13 protein-coding genes are annotated in these 17,425 nt (G+C 46.8%); 8 read left to right on the top strand and 5 right to left on the bottom strand.

Annotation, left to right across the window (positions count from 1 at the left end; genetic code table 11):
• The first annotated feature begins 153 nt into the window (after positions 1-153).
• Both B9N89_RS05490 and B9N89_RS05485 read left to right on the top strand, forming a co-directional pair.
• Positions 154-1,647, top strand: coding sequence for a GMC oxidoreductase (locus B9N89_RS05490; RefSeq protein ID WP_132316033.1), 1,494 nt, complete (start codon positions 154-156; stop codon positions 1,645-1,647).
• Between the two features lies 1 nt (position 1,648).
• Entirely contained in the window at positions 1,649-2,449 is an 801-nt protein-coding gene (locus tag B9N89_RS05485; protein ID WP_132316035.1) for an SDR family NAD(P)-dependent oxidoreductase, read from the top strand.
• Here the strand turns inward: B9N89_RS05485 and B9N89_RS05480 are convergent.
• Positions 2,403-3,101, bottom strand: coding sequence for a TVP38/TMEM64 family protein (locus tag B9N89_RS05480; RefSeq protein ID WP_159455166.1), 699 nt, complete (start codon positions 3,099-3,101; stop codon positions 2,403-2,405). The genes B9N89_RS05485 and B9N89_RS05480 overlap by 47 nt on opposite strands.
• Positions 3,102-3,417: 316 nt before the next feature.
• On the opposite strand from B9N89_RS05480, the gene B9N89_RS05475 reads away from it, so the two are divergent.
• Positions 3,418-4,623: a glycosyltransferase gene (locus tag B9N89_RS05475; protein ID WP_132316039.1), complete on the top strand. Its 1,206-nt coding sequence runs from the start codon at positions 3,418-3,420 to the stop codon at positions 4,621-4,623.
• A 32-nt stretch (positions 4,624-4,655) separates the two neighbouring features.
• Here B9N89_RS05475 and B9N89_RS05470 read toward each other — a convergent pair whose 3' ends face one another.
• Positions 4,656-5,378 (bottom strand): helix-turn-helix domain-containing protein, encoded by a 723-nt coding sequence (locus B9N89_RS05470; RefSeq protein WP_132316041.1) that lies wholly within the window; start codon positions 5,376-5,378, stop codon positions 4,656-4,658.
• 346 nt (positions 5,379-5,724) lie between these two features.
• Between B9N89_RS05470 and B9N89_RS05465 the strand changes: the two genes are divergently transcribed.
• The 3 genes from B9N89_RS05465 to B9N89_RS05455 all read left to right on the top strand — a co-directional run bounded on the left by B9N89_RS05465 (position 5,725) and on the right by B9N89_RS05455 (position 8,489).
• The gene (locus tag B9N89_RS05465; protein ID WP_132316043.1) at positions 5,725-6,129 is read left to right on the top strand and encodes a hypothetical protein; all 405 of its coding nucleotides are present in this window, start codon (positions 5,725-5,727) and stop codon (positions 6,127-6,129) included.
• Positions 6,130-6,750: 621 nt separating this feature from the next.
• Entirely contained in the window at positions 6,751-7,749 is a 999-nt protein-coding gene (locus B9N89_RS05460; protein ID WP_132316045.1) for a hypothetical protein, read from the top strand.
• A 212-nt stretch (positions 7,750-7,961) separates the two neighbouring features.
• Positions 7,962-8,489 carry a WG repeat-containing protein gene (locus B9N89_RS05455; protein ID WP_132316047.1) on the top strand — a complete coding sequence of 176 codons (528 nt, stop codon included), beginning with the start codon at positions 7,962-7,964 and terminating at the stop codon, positions 8,487-8,489.
• 35 nt (positions 8,490-8,524) lie between these two features.
• Here the strand turns inward: B9N89_RS05455 and B9N89_RS05450 are convergent, their stop codons facing one another.
• Positions 8,525-9,133: a T6SS effector amidase Tae4 family protein gene (locus tag B9N89_RS05450; RefSeq protein ID WP_132316049.1), complete on the bottom strand. Its 609-nt coding sequence runs from the start codon at positions 9,131-9,133 to the stop codon at positions 8,525-8,527.
• Between the two features lie 124 nt (positions 9,134-9,257).
• Between B9N89_RS05450 and B9N89_RS05445 the strand changes: the two genes are divergently transcribed.
• Positions 9,258-9,458 (top strand): hypothetical protein, encoded by a 201-nt coding sequence (locus B9N89_RS05445; protein ID WP_132316051.1) that lies wholly within the window; start codon positions 9,258-9,260, stop codon positions 9,456-9,458.
• Between the two features lie 25 nt (positions 9,459-9,483).
• Here B9N89_RS05445 and B9N89_RS05440 read toward each other — a convergent pair whose 3' ends face one another.
• On the bottom strand, positions 9,484-12,282 hold the full coding sequence (locus tag B9N89_RS05440; protein ID WP_132316052.1) for a 7TM diverse intracellular signaling domain-containing protein: 2,799 nt from the start codon (positions 12,280-12,282) through the stop codon (positions 9,484-9,486).
• A gap of 348 nt (positions 12,283-12,630) precedes the next feature.
• Positions 12,631-14,292: a DUF7151 family protein gene (locus tag B9N89_RS05435; protein ID WP_132316053.1), complete on the bottom strand. Its 1,662-nt coding sequence runs from the start codon at positions 14,290-14,292 to the stop codon at positions 12,631-12,633.
• A gap of 323 nt (positions 14,293-14,615) precedes the next feature.
• Here B9N89_RS05435 and B9N89_RS05430 point away from each other — a divergent pair, with 323 nt between their 5' ends.
• Positions 14,616-17,375, top strand: a complete 2,760-nt coding sequence (locus B9N89_RS05430) for a phosphoenolpyruvate carboxylase (protein WP_159455165.1) — start codon at positions 14,616-14,618, stop codon at positions 17,373-17,375.
• Positions 17,376-17,425 lie beyond the last annotated feature (50 nt).

The following is a 17,425-nucleotide window of genomic DNA, read 5'->3' as shown; positions in this document are numbered from 1 at the left end:
GATTGCCAATATCTTAACTCGAATTTTTCATTACATATATCAGTAAGAGTGGTTAAAGTATCTGGCAGTAAAAGCCCTTCCCCAATTAATTGTAGGATTGTCAATTGATCGTTTGTCAGGTACAGCCAGATAGATTGCAGGGGAGGCCTTCGGTTGGAACACTATGATGTTGTTGTCATCGGCTCCGGAGCAGGAGGTGGAACCATGGGCGCAGCCCTTGCCCAGCGGGGTATGAAAGTCGCGATCCTCGAAGCTAGCGACCACATGCCCGACTCTCTTGCGGGTCGTAGCGAACAAGACATGATTCTACATAAGGCTGCTGCACCCGATCCGATCCATTTTAATGGCGAACAGGTGCGACCACTACTTGGTGCTCTGGTGGGCGGGTCTACAGGCCTTTATGGTGCAGCTTTGCTGAGACCGAGTCCCTCAGACTGGGACTTGGAGCCCTTCTATGGCAAATATCAAGCCAAGGAATTGATCCAGTGGCCATGGCCTTTGGAAGACCTATCTGCCTATTTAGAAAAAGCCGAAGATCTATTCCGCGTCGCAGGACATCATCACATGACGATGCCGTTCCTCTCGTCACGGCAGAGTCCCTATACCCATCAAGCAATGCCCTTAGCTCCATTCAATCGTGATCTTATGGACAAGTTTAACTACCAAGGCCTGAAACCCTTTCATATGCCCATTGCAGTAGATTCGAATGTTTGCGTGCGATGTGCTCAGTGTCCAGGCTTTGTTTGCCCTGCTGATGCTCGGGCCTCTAGCTATAATCGTGCGATCCAGCCTCAGTTAAAGCAAGGCGGTCTCACCTTGCTACCAGGCCACCGTGTTTTAAAACTCGATTATCGGGGCCGCCAAATTACTAAAGTCGAACTAATTTACAAGGGACGCATACGATCAATTGCAGCCGACGCCTTTGTCCTAGCTGCGGGGGCGATATACACGCCCTATATTTTGCAGTCGTCACAGATTCCTGATCCCCACGATTTGGTAGGTCGCTACTATATGTTTCATCTGGGAGTTGTCTGCCTTTCCATATCTCGTGAGGTCTACCCAGGAAGTTCTACGTTTCATAAGCAGATAGCCTTAAGTGATTTTTACCAAGGCTTTACCGACTTTAAACATAAGCTTGGGCTAGTACAGAACATTCCTATTACGGGGCCACGGACGATTGCTTCTAAAAGTCCCGTTCCTTTACCACCTTTTTTAAGCCGTTGGCTCTATCGCCATACTATGGCTACGGCCATGGTGGTTGAAGATCTTCCGGTTGCTAGCAATCGGGTTCGATGGACCAAGCGCGGCCTTGATATTAGCCACCGATTCCATCCCTACGATTTGTATCGGGGCCACGAAGCTGGGCAAAGGCTTAAGAAGCTGATGAAACGAGTCTTACCGAAATCCTGGCATGTGGTTCGTATGGGAGCTTTAGAAAATGCTCACTTGGCTCATCAAGTGGGAACTTGTCGCATGGGGCGAGATCCCCGCTATTCAGTGGTAGATCCTATGGGACGTCACCACCAGTTGGACAACTTGTTTATCGCCGATGGCTCTGTGTTGCCCACCTCTTTGGGCGTAGGGCCGGCTCTAACCATTATTGCGAATGCGCTTCGTACGGCAGACCAACTAAGAAAGGATGCATGACATGAAAGTGATGATTACAGGAGCAAGTGGAACGCTGGGTCAGGGGCTGTGCCGCCGCTACAAAGAGAGAGGTGCGACGGTCATTGCGGTGTCGCGCCGTGAAGTAGTGGAAGGGCCTTGGGATCACTTGCTTGTTTCTGCGCAAGCAAGTTATGAGGATGCAGTTTCACTCGTGGACGCCCAACCAGACATTATTATTCTAAATGCAGGGGCGATTGAAACCGAGATCGACGAGCTGGGGATGCCGCTTCCGGAGTCTTTAGAATCTCTCAACCAAGTGAACTACGTATTCCCAGCCCAAGTGATGATGGCTGCCAGTAAAAGGGCCACGCAAGCCATGCAGGTGATCGGGGTCGGCTCCATCGCTGATGGTAGCCCATCTTGCTTTGGGCCTCTTTATCATGCCTCGAAAGCGAGTCTTCACTACTTTGTTAGCTCGGTCGCCCCCATTGCAAAAAGCACGAATCCTCATGTAAGTATTCGTCTCTACAGACCAGGTGTGATCAAAGGGCCCCTGTCATGGGCACCGGTAAATCGTCTCAATGATAAGGGCTACAAGGTACGAGCCAAGCGCTGTGAGTCAGCTCCAGACGCTGATGTGGTCGCGGAACGAATGGTGCGGTGGATCGAATCGTCCTCACCGATAGGCTCCGATCCAGAACCGATCTCATTTAGATTCTTAAAATTCTTCTTTGCCGGCTTTCCTTCACTTTATTATAAGCTTCAGTGTCTGGCATGGCGTAAGGCAAGCCGTTTTACTCCGCAGAATTATGGTCAAGTTGAAAATTCCGCGACCTCTTGAGGATGGTGGCTATTAAGGGAAGGACTCCAAGGAGTGCGATCGAGAGGATCATCTTTGGAGTCCAGATGTCTGCTACCACTTTGATTTCTGCAATTTTAGTTCCCGCATTGATAAAAACAGCATGAACAGGCAACATTCCCACTAGGGTTGTAAGAAAGAAGCGGCTTGAGCTCACGGTAGTCAAACCAGAGACCAAGTTTACGATGTAGTAGGGTATGATCGTGAACAGCCGAACGGTTATCAGTACGGGCGTACCATGGCTTTCGAGCATGTGATTGATTTGCATGAGCCAGTGGCCCCAGTTCCTTAAAACTGCGGCTCGAAACCAGTATCGCGACATATAGAAGGCGACGAGGGACCCCAGAGTCGCTGAAAGTGCCGTATAGCTCAGCCCTGGCCAGCCGAAAGTAGCTCCGCACAAGACTGTGAGCAAAAACATTCCTGGAACCGAACAGGTTACTAGAATGATATAGAGAAGCCCATAGGCGAGCACTGATAGAATTGGCCATTGCTGAGTCAGTAGCTGAACTTGATTGGCTTTTAAAATTACCAGATCTAAAAGAACTTGCTTATCGGCAAAGATTGCAAAGCCAAGTGCTAGAACTGTTGAAAGTCCGAGTACCGCAATAAAGATGATAATTCTATTTCTCATATCTAAATTTATAGGGTTTCCCGCATATCGCTGTAAAGACATTCTTTCACAAAATCTGCTATGATCGTCGAAACCAGAGATAATTCGGGCTTTGGACTTTTTATTAGCGGGATGCTTAGAAGTAAGACACAGTAGAATACAAAACCGGAGTGTATACCAATACATGAGGATCTTATTTTACGAGGCATTGTAGTTTTCGTTAGATTTGTCCCACGGACTTTTATTAAATATTTTTTCTTTCTTTAATTGCATCAGACTTACAAAAGTCATTATTTCCTATGAAAAATGCGCACGTAAATTTCTGTTGAGAGGGACTATGAGCCTTAAAATTGCGATTTTTACAGAAGTTTTTCTCCCTAAAATTGATGGGATTACGAACCGTCTGATGAACACCATTAGAGAATTAAAGCGGATGGGGCACGATGTTGTTGTTTTTGCTCCAGATAATGCTGTTGATGAGTTTGAAGGCTCTCCTGTTGTGAAGACCAAGAGCTTTCACTTTAGGCCCTACCCAGGGGTAAAACTTACCTATCCAAGCCCTAGGATTCTGAAGCAATTAAGACAGCATAAGCCTGATTTGGTGCATGTGGTTGGGCCGGCAGTAACAGGTTTGTGGGGAACGCTCTGCGCGCGCTTCTTGGGTGTTCCGATCGTTTCGTCATATCACACCGATTTTCCTAATTATGCCCAGAAATACGGCCTTGGATTTATCAAGCCTTTGGTCTGGATGCTGGTTCGTCGAATTCATAACCTCGCTCAGATTAACTTGTGTCCCTCTTCGGCAACGAGTAAGGAACTAACGGAAAACCGAATCAAAGACGTTCGTATTTGGCGAGGTGGTGTGGATGCAAGACTGTTTCATCCGAGTAGATGCTGCAACAATATGCGTTTCAAACTTACTGGGGGCAAAACCGAAGGACCTTTAGCCGTTTACGTTGGGCGTTTGGGTCACGAGAAGGGCCTTGATGCGATTGAGCCACTGCTACAAGCCGTTCCAGACCTTCGCTTTGCAATTATTGGTGACGGTCCGGCTCGCAGGCGTTTGGAATCACGTTTGCCTTCTGATCGCGTTACGTTTATGGGGTTCCTGCGTGGCGAAGAACTAGCGAAAGCCTATGCGTCAGCAGACTTCTTTTTTATGCCATCGCAGACGGAAACATTAGGTTTCGTAACGATGGAAGCGATCTGTTCAGGCCTTCCAGTTGTTGCTGCCGATGCTGGTGGAACCCAAGGAATTATTGATCACGGTCGCAATGGGTTCCTCTATCAACCGAACAGAGTTGATGAGGCTGCATCCTACTTTCGGCAACTGATCGATGACCCCGATTTGCGGACGAAGATTAAAAAATATGGTTTGTCTCAAGCCCAAGGGTTTTCGTGGGCCCAAGAAACGATGAGCCTTTTGAGTCAGTATGCTGAAATCTTGCAGAGGAGTTCGCAGCCAGCAATAAAGAAGAAAGTCAAACAGCTCAAGCTACCTCTGGCCTCTTATCATGTGCCATCAATGTACCATCATCCCTAAAGCAAGGACCTTAGCCTAAGCCTCTTGTTTTTTTAGTAAAGCCTTCCAGTGGAGCCGAAGATGTAAAACTTCCTCGGCTTTAACTGATCTCTATCAAATAATCGTTGATCTCGCTGGGCGTTGCGCTCGTAGTCTTGCAGCACGGCTGTGATATCTTTGCGAAGGTGGAAAAATGTTTCATCGGTACAGTAGAGGTATCGCAGTATAAATAGCTTATCGACACTTGAGTCGATATGAGAAGCCTCGTCATGAATTCGTTGGGCAAAACGCTTCTTGAATGTAAGGATGAACTCATCGCTACCAGCTAGCAAACCGCCCAACTCACCCTTCACGACAATGCGATCGTTGGACTGCCACTCGATTAAGCGGAAGTCATCGAGCTGCTTCAGGTAGCGGTAGATTTCAGCCTTGCTCAGTTTTAAGCGCTTCTGCAGGTCATCAACTCTGGCCTTGTCATAGAGTATGCAAAAATACACCAGAAAGGCTGATGGCTCTTGAAGAAAGTAGTCCTGCACCAACGGGTTTAGTTGGATATTCTGGGCTTGCTGGCTCTCCGTTACCGATAGCAAGTCGCTGACGCTAATGTTCAGAAACTCTGCTACTTGGCTGAGGCGATTATAAGAGCAGTCCTCACCGTTTAGAAGTTTCTTCACTCCTGACTCGGAAAGGCCTAGATGAGCTGCCAGCTGCTTGTAAGTGTAGTCTTTGCCTTTGAGTAAGCGCTTGACCGCTAAAGCGACTGATCTAAATTCCATCGGTTACTCCTAGGTGTCTATTGTGGTGTATGTAGTACCGAAATAAGGTACCTTAAAGGATGGCATTTACACAGCAGAAAATATATGAAAACTAGAGATTAATAATCCGCGATTGGATTACTAAGGTCCTGAAATAAGGGCTGAATGTGATCCAGACTGATTCTGTTTGGTGACCAACTCCCGTGACCAGACAAGGCAAGAATTGGGTTCTGATTCTATCGCACCCCAAAATTGTCATTCCCTACCATGGTGAGCTGTTGGCTTAGTCTCAACGGCTCACCACCCTTTTTCCTCCTGATCTCAATATGCTATGATGGCTCTATTGCAAATCTTGGGAGGCTCCATAGTGAACGTCGAAGAACTCTATCCTAGCCGAACTCTAGAAGAAGACGAATTGCGGCGCGCTCTGGCATTCACGTTCCATATGCTTCCGGAAGAGGTTGCGGTCGTGGAAGAATTTAGTGGAGATGAGGACTTCAACGTCTTGAAACTTGTCTGTCAGTTTGAAGAGATTCAAGGTAGCTACAAGATGAAGCTTCAAATTTTTGGCTTAAACCTGAAAGACCAAGAGCTATTTACCGATCTCGTGAAGAAGTTTGCAAAACACATAAAATCGGAATGCCTCATCCCAGACGGCGATTCTCTTAGCCCCTTCGATATGATTCGCATCACCCCTGAAGGTGAGTTACGCGAGGTTCGCTTATCGGTAAAAGCTTTCGAAAACGAAAGCTTTGAATTAGAGGCAGGCTAGTGCTTAGTCACATTGAATCCTCGGCGTTGTTGTCTTCGTCTCTCAATCGTCGCTGTACGGGAGTACTATCTCCTCAATCATTCCTCGACGCCTAGCCGAGAATCCAATGTGACTAAGCACTAGTGAAACTATTTCCTGTGGTTTTACCTGGAAAATATAAACAAATGGCCAGATGAAAGTGAAAACCCGTCCTCGTTTTGCTCCAAAGCCTAGAAAATTAAGTATTTTTATTAGTTTAGATCTATTACACGAGGACTAAATTCGAATTCTCATCGCCGCCTCACTTTTTTGCTGAAATTAATCCCTATCTCAAAAGCACTAAAATTAAAATCGAAATTAGAAACGACTTAACCTCAGGGCTCTTGTTTCGATAGGAGGTTGTCATCGAAAAAAAAGGGTCATCGGCTAGGTTCTCTATGAGCAACTTAGCGTCGGCGTAGCAAGGGGACAAGACATGAGACTCGTCAATATCTGCGTGATTGAACTAAACCCATCCGGCTTTCACCAACTCACTAGGTGCTAGCCTAAAGATCAAAACACAATTTATCGATTTAACCGCGGGCTCAAGCTAGGCCGTGTCGTGCTTAGTATTGACTCCGTACTTTTGCAAGGGGACGATTTATGAAAGTCAAATTAATTGGATGTGTCGCTGCGTTCACACTGGTTGGATGTCAGGACATTAGTGAAGATCCCAACCAGTTTCGAACGACGCTAGTGGAAGTAAGCTTAGAGGAAACCGATGCTTCACTGGCGTTATCGGGATCTGGAAGAGATGAAAAGGTCTTGGTAAAAACAGCAGAACTTTGGTGTAATGACGAGTTAAAATCGGAATTGAGCTTTGATCGTGGCCAGAAAATTGAAATCTTTTCTAGGATCGAAGATTGCAAACTGAAACTAACTTCTTTTCTGATTAAAGACCGAAGGTTTCAAATCGATAGCGCCTACCAAGAGGTGGATGGAGCCTACTACTTTAGCCATAATAGTGGGGGAGGGGTTGAAGATCAGAGGATTGTTCGAGCTTGGCAACCAATCGATCTAGCCTTGTTCACTGGCTGCGAGGCCGACTACTGTGATTTTTATCGGTCAAGAGTTGGATTTAAGTACAGTGTCCTAGACTTCGAGCATGTCACCCTGGAAAATGATGTTTACTACAACAAGCTTCATGTGAAGATGGAGCAAGAGCCAGCGCCCACTTGCGATGATATTCAGGTTTCATTTGTAGAAGGCGACGATCCTTACCTCGATCCCACAAGTGTTGAGATCTTGCTCAAAGGTTGTGTTACTACCATCGCTAGCGCGAACAATCTTGAATTTGGCCTAGCCATCCGTTCGATTCCTGATTTCAGATACTGGAAGAATGATTTTACTATCGAAGATGCACAGGAAATCGTTAGTAACCTTAGTGTATATCCTGAACAGAATGGTAACGACTATCGTATCAGACTGTCTTTAAGTGATATCATGACTGGTCTTTCGAAGTCAGGTAGCTCATTGGGAACGCCCAGTGTAGTAATTGCCTTGCTGGCGGATTTCGTTGTGGCTGTTCGTAATGAAGGTGGCATCTCAGCATTGGTGTATGGAATTGAAAACAAATGTAAGCCTCCTTACTCTCAATCATAACCCTGTGGAATCCTCGTTTGTCGAGAATTCGTTCTAGCATTAGTGATACCCGTGAGGCAGCAATCTTTTAGGTTGCTGCCTTTTTCGTTGTCGTTTCTATGGATTGATTAAAAACAATAGCTTGATACTCAGTTTTTTTGTTATCCCTAGCATAGACGATGTGAGCTGGCCTCATGAATTTCTTAAATAAAATAATATTGCTGGGAGTCAATATGAGAGTTTCTTACCTTCTTCCCCTTCTAATCTGTTCCTGCGTCCATCAAGAAAAGGCCCAAACATTTTCCTGTCTCTATCAAAACGAGGCCCGCGAACAATCCCATGAAAGCCAGTGTGGAACTATCGATCGCAACGGTAAAATAAGTCTAAATAAAGCAAACCTTGAGAAGGTCCGCTTTCAAGACGGGCTCACTTGCTTGTGGGTTAAAAAGCGTCAAAAGTGGAGCAACTACTACCTTAATGAGGCTGGACAAATGAAGGAAGTCTACAGCTATGATAATGGCTGTGATTACTTTCAAGAAGGTCTGGCGCGAACCCATGTCAATGGCAAACTAGCCTATATGAACCGCGATCTTGATATCAAGCTTGAAACAGCCTACGACTGGGGAGCTCCATTCTCATCAGGAGCCGCCAAAGTTTGTAACGATGTGGTGTGGGAAACTAAAGGCGAGCACAAGAGCATGACGAGCGCCAATTGTGTCATGATTGATAAAAACGGTCGCCTCAGTTCTGCTGCTAAATGACAAAGGGGGGTGCCCCCCTTCTCAAATCTTTTCTTTTATTCCCAGACAAATACGTTGGTAGACTCAGATGTATAGTCTGAGTACTTCGCAGAGCTGCCGTTCCAGATATCAAAGTGACCGTTAGCATCGTTCCAGCCTTCACGATCGAATAGAATGATTCCCTTGCGACCGATCGCAGCCGCCGCAGATCTTACCTGAGGTCGACCATACTTGGCCAGCATGTATTGAGCCATTTCGACAACTCTGAAACCATAGCGTTTGCCATCCCCACCTCGGATCGTATTCATGCCATTATATGGCTCGAAATTAAGAGGAATTTCAAAGGCAGAACCAGAATAGTTAAGAGCCCGGCTGGTTCGCACGACGCAGGTGTTTGTAATCCAATCAGCATCGACATTGCCGCCAATGTCTTCCTTCACCTGGGAACTGCTGCCACTGGGATAGTTTGTCCAAAGACTGCTAAAAACATGATTGAAGTTTTTCGAGCCAGAGCTAGCCTTAACAACATAACCTGCACAGCTGCCGCCCTTGAGACAAGTGACCAAGTCGCGGGGAATGCTATCCAAGTCAGAATCGTCTTCGTGACCACAACCCCCAAGTAAGGCCGAAGCTCCCACGATCATCCCGAGTAAAATCCTTTTCATGTGATCTCCCTAATTCAAATCATAAAATTTGATTAGTAAGAGAGCTGTGGTGCATATTTATTGCTCTTGCAAGAAACTTTTTCGTTCGCGTTCCAGCCCCTGCTATTTTCCTCTGCTGAGAATTATGAAAATCCTGCTTTTGTCTCTTATATTTAATCTCTATTTAAGAAAACCTGCCGCCGATCGCTTTTGCGAGAATCGAGGTTGGAATGAGTCCTATGCCTATGCCATTGATCCTGATATTGGCCGAACGCGACTGCTAACTGGTGCGGTTTGCGAAGGAAGCTATTGTGATGGATTTGCTTACATTCGCTGTCGTGATTAGAGGGCGGTAGAGATCTTAAAACTGCTCAACTGACTGCCTTAGGCCTTGTCATCTCATTTGAGCTGACACTGGCCATGGCAGGCAGAGTCAGATAGGTCTTGAATCTATAGTAGGTCTGTTCTTCGTCAATGGGATCTTCGACATGGATTTCCACCGAGCCTTTGATCCCCTCCATAAATTGAAGCACAGCTCCCATTCCTACACCCCGGCCTGAAACTATGGATAGGGTTTCCGCAGTAGAGAAGCCAGTTTCGAAAACAGTATTGGCGATGTCATCAATCTTGGCCCCTTCGCTAATGAGACCTTTATGAGATGCCTTTTGTCTTAGCTTGTCAATGGCTAGGCCACGACCGTCATCCCAGAACTGAATGCGAATCGTATCGTGATCGACCCGAGCATGGATGTGGATGTTGCCGTAACTAGGCTTGCGTTTAGCAGTTCGAATGCTAGGGGCTTCGATACCGTGATCTAAAGCGTTTCTGAGTAAGTGAACGAAGCTATTCTTCAAAGCCATCTCTTGATCATAGGTAAGCAAGGCGTCTTCAATCTCAGTATGAATTTTTGGTGCATCCTTACCCAGGTCTCGGGCAATCTTCTCGGCCTGACTCATGATATCGGTGATGATCGACGGAAGAGACATAAATATGGCTTGGGTTAGTTCGTCTCGGTTGCGGTGAATGATATCCTTGAGGTCATATGATAGAGAATCTAAGTCTACGAGTTGACTTAGCAACTTGACATTCTCTTGGAGAAATTCTCGGTCCACAGGCACCTTGGTGTGATCGGGTTTTCGATCGAGGACTTCGATATTGGCATTTTCATAGCGGGTATAGCATGATAAGGCCTGTTTAAACTCGATTCGTAATCTGTCTTGGTCGGGCGTTTCCTTTTCCTTCAGGATCTTTGCGTAATATGCTTCGATGTTGTGGAACTCATTGGCAAGTTCCTTGAGACGCAGTGATCGCGCGGCGCCTTTTAGGGTATGAGCATTGACGAAGAGTATTTTGAGTGTATCCTCACTATGATCGCCAGATTCAATCAGACGACTGATCTCCTCCAGCAGCAAACGCCCCGAGGCGAAGAACTGGATCGATTTTTTAGCCCCCAGTTCCACAAGCTGCCTGATAATTTCAAATTCTTGGTTTTTACGTTCCAATTCCTGTTGGGCTGCAACTTCATTACTGACATCCAGCATGGTAACAAGGATATGTCGCACGTCACCATTGGCGGTGGTTTCGACATTCCAGGTGAGACGCAGAAACTTCCGAAAACCCTCACGATGATATAGAATCTGTTCGGGTAATTTATCTCGATTGACATGAAAATTCAGCTCGTCCTCATCCATAGATGCAAGGATGGATTGCCAAGCTTGGTCTCGCTCATCCAGACTCAGTCCCGTATGATCGAGAATGAGATCTTTGAATGGTCTTCCGGCGATTTCTTTATGGCCTAGAATTTCTGGAAGCTTGGCTGAATAATTAGAGTCGACGATCCCTTCCCGACCCATCGATAAGATACCTTGAGGAATGTGTTGCAAGAGCGATTGGATTTCAGACGTTCTTTCTTTCACCTTCTCTTCAAGGCCGGTATTTAGCTCCTTGATCTTGAGCATATTTTGCTTGCGACGGAAATTGATCCGTGCGCCTAGAGCTAATGACAAGATCGCTACCTCAAAGGCACCACCTGTAAATTGGCCCCAACGTGCGAAGTTATCCGTAGGATAGATAGCCAGCAAATTACTCAATGTGCCAGTGACACCTATGAGATAACATGCCCAAGCAGCAAGGTAAAATTTTGCGGGTAGGTATCCTTGGCGAGCTACTAAAAAACCCGAGCTAATAAGAAGTATCGTCGCGATCGAGGCTGTTACAAAGACCATGATATTGCCCCAATAGAGGCTAACGAAGCTTGTAATTGACATATTAATCAGGGAAAGAACTTGTGCGGCCTTAAAAACTTTTACAAACGACGGAAGGCGTTTTGGTAAGTTCAAGAACCTTTCGCTAAACAAAAGGCTAGTAATTGCCACAAGATCGACGCTTAAGATCAAAAGGACATTCGAAGCAGTGCTAGGGCCTCCCAGTAAAGCTCCCACTTGTTGGAAAAGGCCTACATAGTTCACTTGATATAGCAAGTTACTCGCCACGTAGAGAACATAAAAGAGATAGGTGCGATCCCTTAGAGACGTGTAGAGAAATAGATTGTAAAGGCAAACAACTACATGAAAACCAACTAGGATACCTATGTACGCATATTCAAGAGCGTTGCGATTATAGAACTCATCTGGAGTCCAAATATGCAGTGGAATTTGCTTGGTACCTATGGAAGATGACTTTCCGAAGAAAACGTGTGTTCCAGGTTGCAAAAAATATTGAAACACGGGAAGGCGATTTTTTATATCTCGTTTGCTAATGTCATATTGATCGCCATCGCTTTTCTCATACCAGGTGCCATCCGGCATTTGATGGTAAAGTGTAAATGAGTCTGTAAGACTGATTGCGTGCTCAATCAAGACTTCTTGTTTCGATTCTCCTGAATTATGAAGTTCAAAGCGCACCCATTGAGTTGCGGGATTCATGCCGAAGTTTGGAATCTTTTCTGTAGACTTTACAAATCGACCCTCCTCATAGAGGCTGCGAATCTGTTCGAAGGTAAAGCTGTGGTTTTTATCACTCAGAATTTCCATGTGTAAGCCGATGGCTGCGCCATCCATGACAGGTTTAAGCTGATACGCACTTGGTTTCTGGCCCTCTTTGCTGAGCGCCAAAGAGGCGATCGCTAGCCAAGCAACTCCTAAAAAGTACGTACTCATGCGCGCTGTCATCTTAGTCTCCAGTGAATCGACTCTTTCAGTTCTCGGTGGCAGGCCCGAATTCCTGAGCTATTTCAAGGGTGAGAAATGAAGGTCGATATAGATTCAATATGAGGACTTGGAGAATCTATTGAATACTAGTCTATTTGTGATGATTCCTTGCTAAAATATCAAATCGTAGAGTCCTATTTAGAACTGATATCCAGCGAAGGGGCTCGATGGATACGGGCACTTGATACTCTGCCACGAACTCTGCATTCGCTTCGCTTCATGGAGATGGTATGATGAAGGCTGATGACTTTACGACCTTCGTTTACCAGAGCTTCTGAGTAAAAGGGCTTAGCCCTTTTACTCCATTCATCACTCACAGGGGCTCTGAGGTAGAGTTAGAGCACTGGCCCAGTCGTTAGTAGAACCGTCCGCGCCGAATAGCAAACCCCGGAAGTTTTCAAGGCCTGTTAATCCACAGAGAACAGTGGGGCCGCCGATGATATTCATGCCCAGTTCGTCGTTACCCACTTGGGTTAATCCCACACTTTTGAGGTTCTCTAGGCCTTTAAATGATGTGACGCTGGGATTATTTTGGATGGTGAGGGACCCTCCGATACTTGTCACCTGTCCTAGGAAGCTTAAATCCTGAAGGTTCTGTTGATCCGTGATCGTGACGTGTCCGGGGATATTGGTGATGTTTCGAAAAAAACCACGAAGGCCTTCCATAGCTCCTTGTCCCTGAAGTTTAAAACCCCCAAGGAGTTTCTTAGGACTTATGGTACTCAAATCTGAAATACCGCTTGCGGAAAAAATAGCAATGTCGCCGACCTCTTCCACATTGGATAGGGCGATCATATCGTTGTTATCGATGGCAGTGCCAGCTTCGATTTGCAAGTCACCCAGGTAGCTAAGCTTACTTAAAGGGGTTAGGTCGTTGATTTTGGTATTGCCATCACCGCCTAGTTTGAACTCATCCACCTCTAAGCGCAGTAGTTCTTCAAGGCCTCCAAGAGATTCGATTTTCGGACTGATTCTTGTGATCTTAAGGCGAGTCAGGTTCTCAAGCCCTAGAAATCCAGTGATCGATGCATCATCTGCTAATTCCAGCTGGCCGATGTCTTGCAGTGAGGCTAACTGGAGAAAGCTACTGGGCCCATTCAAAACCTCAATCCGAAAGCGACCACCAATACGTTCCAAAGACTGCAAGCCAGCAAAGCTTGTAAGCTGAAGGTTGTCTTTGGAAATCACGAGATCCCCTTTAATCTCTTTTAAACTCATAAGAGATGAAAAGTCTTCAAGTTCCGATTCCTGCAATTCGAGACTACCGGTGATGGTGTGAATCTTGCTCAAACCATCTAAAGAGGTGATGGCACCATCAACGACGATATCACCTTCGAATCGCCCTAAGCATTGGCCTAACTCTTCTACATCAGCCGCCGATCGCACGATAAGATTCGCTTGGCAAAGCTGCGGTGGTGCCTGGCAGTCTAGCAAAGAGTCGACAAGTTCCTCGTCCTGGAGAACACCGTCGAAGGGTTCTAAATCTTGTCCCCATACTAGCTTTTCACCCCCGTAGGTGCACTCGCTATCGGGCCCAGATGCTAGTGGTCTCACTTCCATAAGAGTTCGCTCAGCATCTTCACCATTGCATATGTACTGCAAAAGTTCGTTGCCTTTAAAAACTCCCACACCACCCTCGGGGCAATTGGCTCCTGCGGCTTCTGGTATAATTTGCAAGTCACCCTGGTTGCCACCATCAACGCCATTGCAAACAGGAAATGTTTCGGTAACCTCGTTGATCTCGTCAGTTTCGTCTAGCCTACGATTCTGGTTTTTATCGACCCCCATTTTGATGACAGTTCCCCCCTGAGGGCAGATATCTCCAGGTGGCACAATAGCTGCGCTCATCAAGGGTTCTCCAAGGACTAAATCTTGGGATAATCCAACGGGGCCACCACCACTATCGTCCCCCTGGCAGCTTGCAAGTAGAAGTATCATCGCTATGACTCCTACACGTCCGTTTCTGTTCATGTCCCCTCCTTCGCTTCTTACAATTTTGTAAGTATTGAATAATACGGAAGAAAATACCGTCCCTCCGGCTGTTATTGCATGCAAGGCTCAGGCCCTCCCTAAGTGGCGAATAGTTTTACCGACAAGTCAGGCTTGCCCGACTAAGATTTAAACGAGGCGCAAAGGAATCCAACATGGGTAATTTTTGATGTCTCGGTCCAACACGATGGTAAAAGCACGCTAGAAAGGTGGCATGCATCTCGATTGGTTCGTGGACAATAGTGGGGAAGTTCTCTAGATTGAGTTTGCCATTTGGTCTCATGCTGTCATTAAGGAGGTGTCTATTGGCTCCCATTAGCTCTGAAAAATTCGAGCAGGATCTATCTTATCTGATCTCGTGCTTTCATGAAGTCCTGTCCAGTTTAGGGCAAGAGCAGCTTGCCTACTATTTACCCTGGCACCCTGATTCTAAGTTGGGGGAGCAGCATGAACCGGAATCATATCCATCCATCGACAAGTTGACTCAACTTCTTTCCATATCCTTTCAGCTCCTTAACATGGTGGAAGAGAATGTCATGGTTCAAATGCGGCGAAGTGCTCAAGACGATGACGGATTACAAGCTGAAAAGGGGCTTTGGCCGGATCGGCTGCAACGACTGAAGAAGCAGGGCGTATCTCATGGGGCAGTAACGGATATGATGCGCCGCCTTCACACTGAGATTGTGCTCACGGCTCATCCGACGGAGGCGAAGCGAGCTACAGTTTTGGAGCACCATCGCGATTTATATCTGCTCTTGGTTAAGCGGGAAAATCAAATGTGGTCGTCGATGGAACAGGCCTGGCTCCGCGACGAAATTAAAGCGGTTTTAGAGCGTCTCTGGCGAACCGGAGAGATTGTGATGGAACGGCCCGATGTAGCATCTGAGCGTCGAAACATGATGCATTACTTAAAGAACGTCTTCCCTGAGATATTGCCGCGACTGGATCGTCGCTATGAAACTGCCTGGCAGCTAGCAGGGTTCCAATCAAGCCCCAGCGTTCTTGCCAAGGACTTTCCATCCTTATCACTTGGAACATGGGTCGGTGGAGATCGTGATGGTCATCCATTTGTCACTTCGCAAGTCAGTCAGCAGTCCCTGGTTGATCTTCGACTCAATGCCTTGATTGTGATTCGTCATCGGTTGGTAGATTTAGCTAAGAAGGCGAGTTTAGCAGATTCGATCCAGAAAGTACCTTCAGTTTTGCAGGATCGTTTGGCTAGCTATCGCGAAACGCTACCTGAAGAAAGCCAGCTGGCCGAGCAGCGAAATCCTGGCGAAAGCTGGCGTATCTTGGTAAGCCTTATGATCGAGCGTTTGCCAATACAGGTGATCCGAAATCATGCGACACAGTTAGACGATCGACCCCATTCATATCGCAATGTGAGTGAGTTGCTGGAAGATCTCGGAGTCCTTGCAGAAAGCCTCGATGAGATCAATGCTCATCAGATTATCAATCACGAATTGCGGAATGCAATTCGTGCAGCTCAGATCTATGGCTTTCATTCCGCTAAACTTGATGTGAGGCAAAACTCAAGTGTTTACCAGAAGGCCTTGCTTCAGCTGCTAGAACTATCTGGTAGGAATGGTTTTCAATCAGAGCCATCACCAGAACTCTTAGCTCAGACCATTCAAGGGGAACTTGATATCAAACGGCCCTTTGCCATATCTACCCAGGAGCACAGCGCCCCTTTGAACGAGGTTTTGAACACCTTTAGGGTTTTGCAAGATCACCAGGAACGGTATGGGATCGACGGCCTGGGCTCACTGATTGTCAGTATGACGAGAAATGCCGGTGATCTGTTTACCGTTTATCTCTTAGCCCGTGAATCAGGGCTTGCAAAGCTGGAAGGCGGCCAGTTGGTGTGCCCACTTCAGGTGGTGCCGCTGTTTGAAACCATTGACGATCTTAAAGCCAGCCCAGAGATCATGGAGGACTTTTTAGCCCATCCCATGACCCAGGCTAGCCTGCGCTACCAACAAAAACAAAGGGGACTGGTACAACCCCAACAGCAGGTCATGGTCGGCTACAGTGATAGCAGCAAGGATGGAGGGATTCTAGCGAGCCAGTGGCACCTTTACCAGGCTCAGGAAAGCCTTGCTAAAGTAGCTAAAAAGCAAGGCATTGCCCTTTGCTTTTTCCATGGCCGAGGAGGCACAGTGAGCCGCGGTGCTGGCCCCATTAATCGCTTTTTTAGAGCCTTGCCACCGAGCACCATCAATGGCCAGTTTAGGATGACGGAGCAGGGAGAAACCATCTCTCGCAAGTACGCAAACTTTGCAACAGCGGTATACAATGTGGAGCTTTTGCAGGCGAGCTTCGCCTATGAAAGCCTTACCGCAGGGTCTCGTCAGCCGCTACCGGCAGAGTTTCGAGAGTTTATGAGCTCCTTATCAGAGATTAGTAACAAAACATATCGCGAACTGGTCACCCATAAGGACTTTCCAGTATTTTTCAGGCAAGCGACACCTATTGATGTGCTAGAGCAATCGAGGATTGGCAGCCGGCCACCGAAACGAACTGGGCAAGCGACGATCGAAGATCTGCGGGCGATCCCCTGGGTGTTTTCATGGAATCAAGCTCGCTTCTACCTTCCTAGTTGGTATGGTGTAGGAACGGCATTGGAAACATTGAAAAAGAGAATGCCAGAGCAGTTTGACCTTGTTAAGAATAAACTCGGCGAATTTGATCTGCTTAACTATGTCATGCATAATGTGGAAACAACCGTGGCATCTGCGAACGAAGAGATCATGGCTCGCTATGGGGCTCTTGTCACAGATCAAGGGATAAGAGACTACTTCATGGGCTTGGTGACCCAAGAGTTCCGGCGGACAAATTTTATGCTCAAGGAGCTATTTGGAAGCGATATTGAAAGTCGTCGCCCGTACGTGGTTCGAACGATCGCTTTACGGGACCATGGTTTGCGCTTTCTCCACGATCGGCAGTTGGATCAGTTGGCTCGCTGGCGACGTGACGACCTTAGCAAGGATGAGGCTAGCGCCTTGCTAGAAAATCTTCTTGTCACAATCAATGCAATTGCAAGTGGCTTGAGAAACACTGGATGATGTTTATGACAGCAGGAGCAAATTTTCGGCATAGTCTAGGAAAGCAGCAT

Origin of the sequence: Pseudobacteriovorax antillogorgiicola (assembly GCF_900177345.1) — a bacterium.
Classification (GTDB): domain Bacteria; phylum Bdellovibrionota_B; class Oligoflexia; order Oligoflexales; family Oligoflexaceae; genus Pseudobacteriovorax; species Pseudobacteriovorax antillogorgiicola.
The sequence above is the reverse complement of the archived record's forward strand: the minus strand, read 5'-3'. Positions and strand labels throughout refer to the sequence as shown.

Bases quoted from the DNA above. Each gene is read 5' to 3' on its own strand.
- B9N89_RS05485 (WP_132316035.1), top strand. From the start codon at position 1,649: ATGAAAGTGATGATTACAGGAGCAAGTGGAACGCTGGGTCAGGGGCTG.
- B9N89_RS05480 (WP_159455166.1), bottom strand. From the start codon at position 3,101: ATGAGAAATAGAATTATCATCTTTATTGCGGTACTCGGACTTTCAACA.
- B9N89_RS05475 (WP_132316039.1), top strand. From the start codon at position 3,418: ATGAGCCTTAAAATTGCGATTTTTACAGAAGTTTTTCTCCCTAAAATT.
- B9N89_RS05470 (WP_132316041.1), bottom strand. From the start codon at position 5,378: ATGGAATTTAGATCAGTCGCTTTAGCGGTCAAGCGCTTACTCAAAGGC.
- B9N89_RS05460 (WP_132316045.1), top strand. From the start codon at position 6,751: ATGAAAGTCAAATTAATTGGATGTGTCGCTGCGTTCACACTGGTTGGA.
- B9N89_RS05455 (WP_132316047.1), top strand. From the start codon at position 7,962: ATGAGAGTTTCTTACCTTCTTCCCCTTCTAATCTGTTCCTGCGTCCAT.
- B9N89_RS05450 (WP_132316049.1), bottom strand. From the start codon at position 9,133: ATGAAAAGGATTTTACTCGGGATGATCGTGGGAGCTTCGGCCTTACTT.
- B9N89_RS05445 (WP_132316051.1), top strand. From the start codon at position 9,258: ATGAAAATCCTGCTTTTGTCTCTTATATTTAATCTCTATTTAAGAAAA.
- B9N89_RS05440 (WP_132316052.1), bottom strand. From the start codon at position 12,282: ATGACAGCGCGCATGAGTACGTACTTTTTAGGAGTTGCTTGGCTAGCG.
- B9N89_RS05435 (WP_132316053.1), bottom strand. From the start codon at position 14,292: ATGAACAGAAACGGACGTGTAGGAGTCATAGCGATGATACTTCTACTT.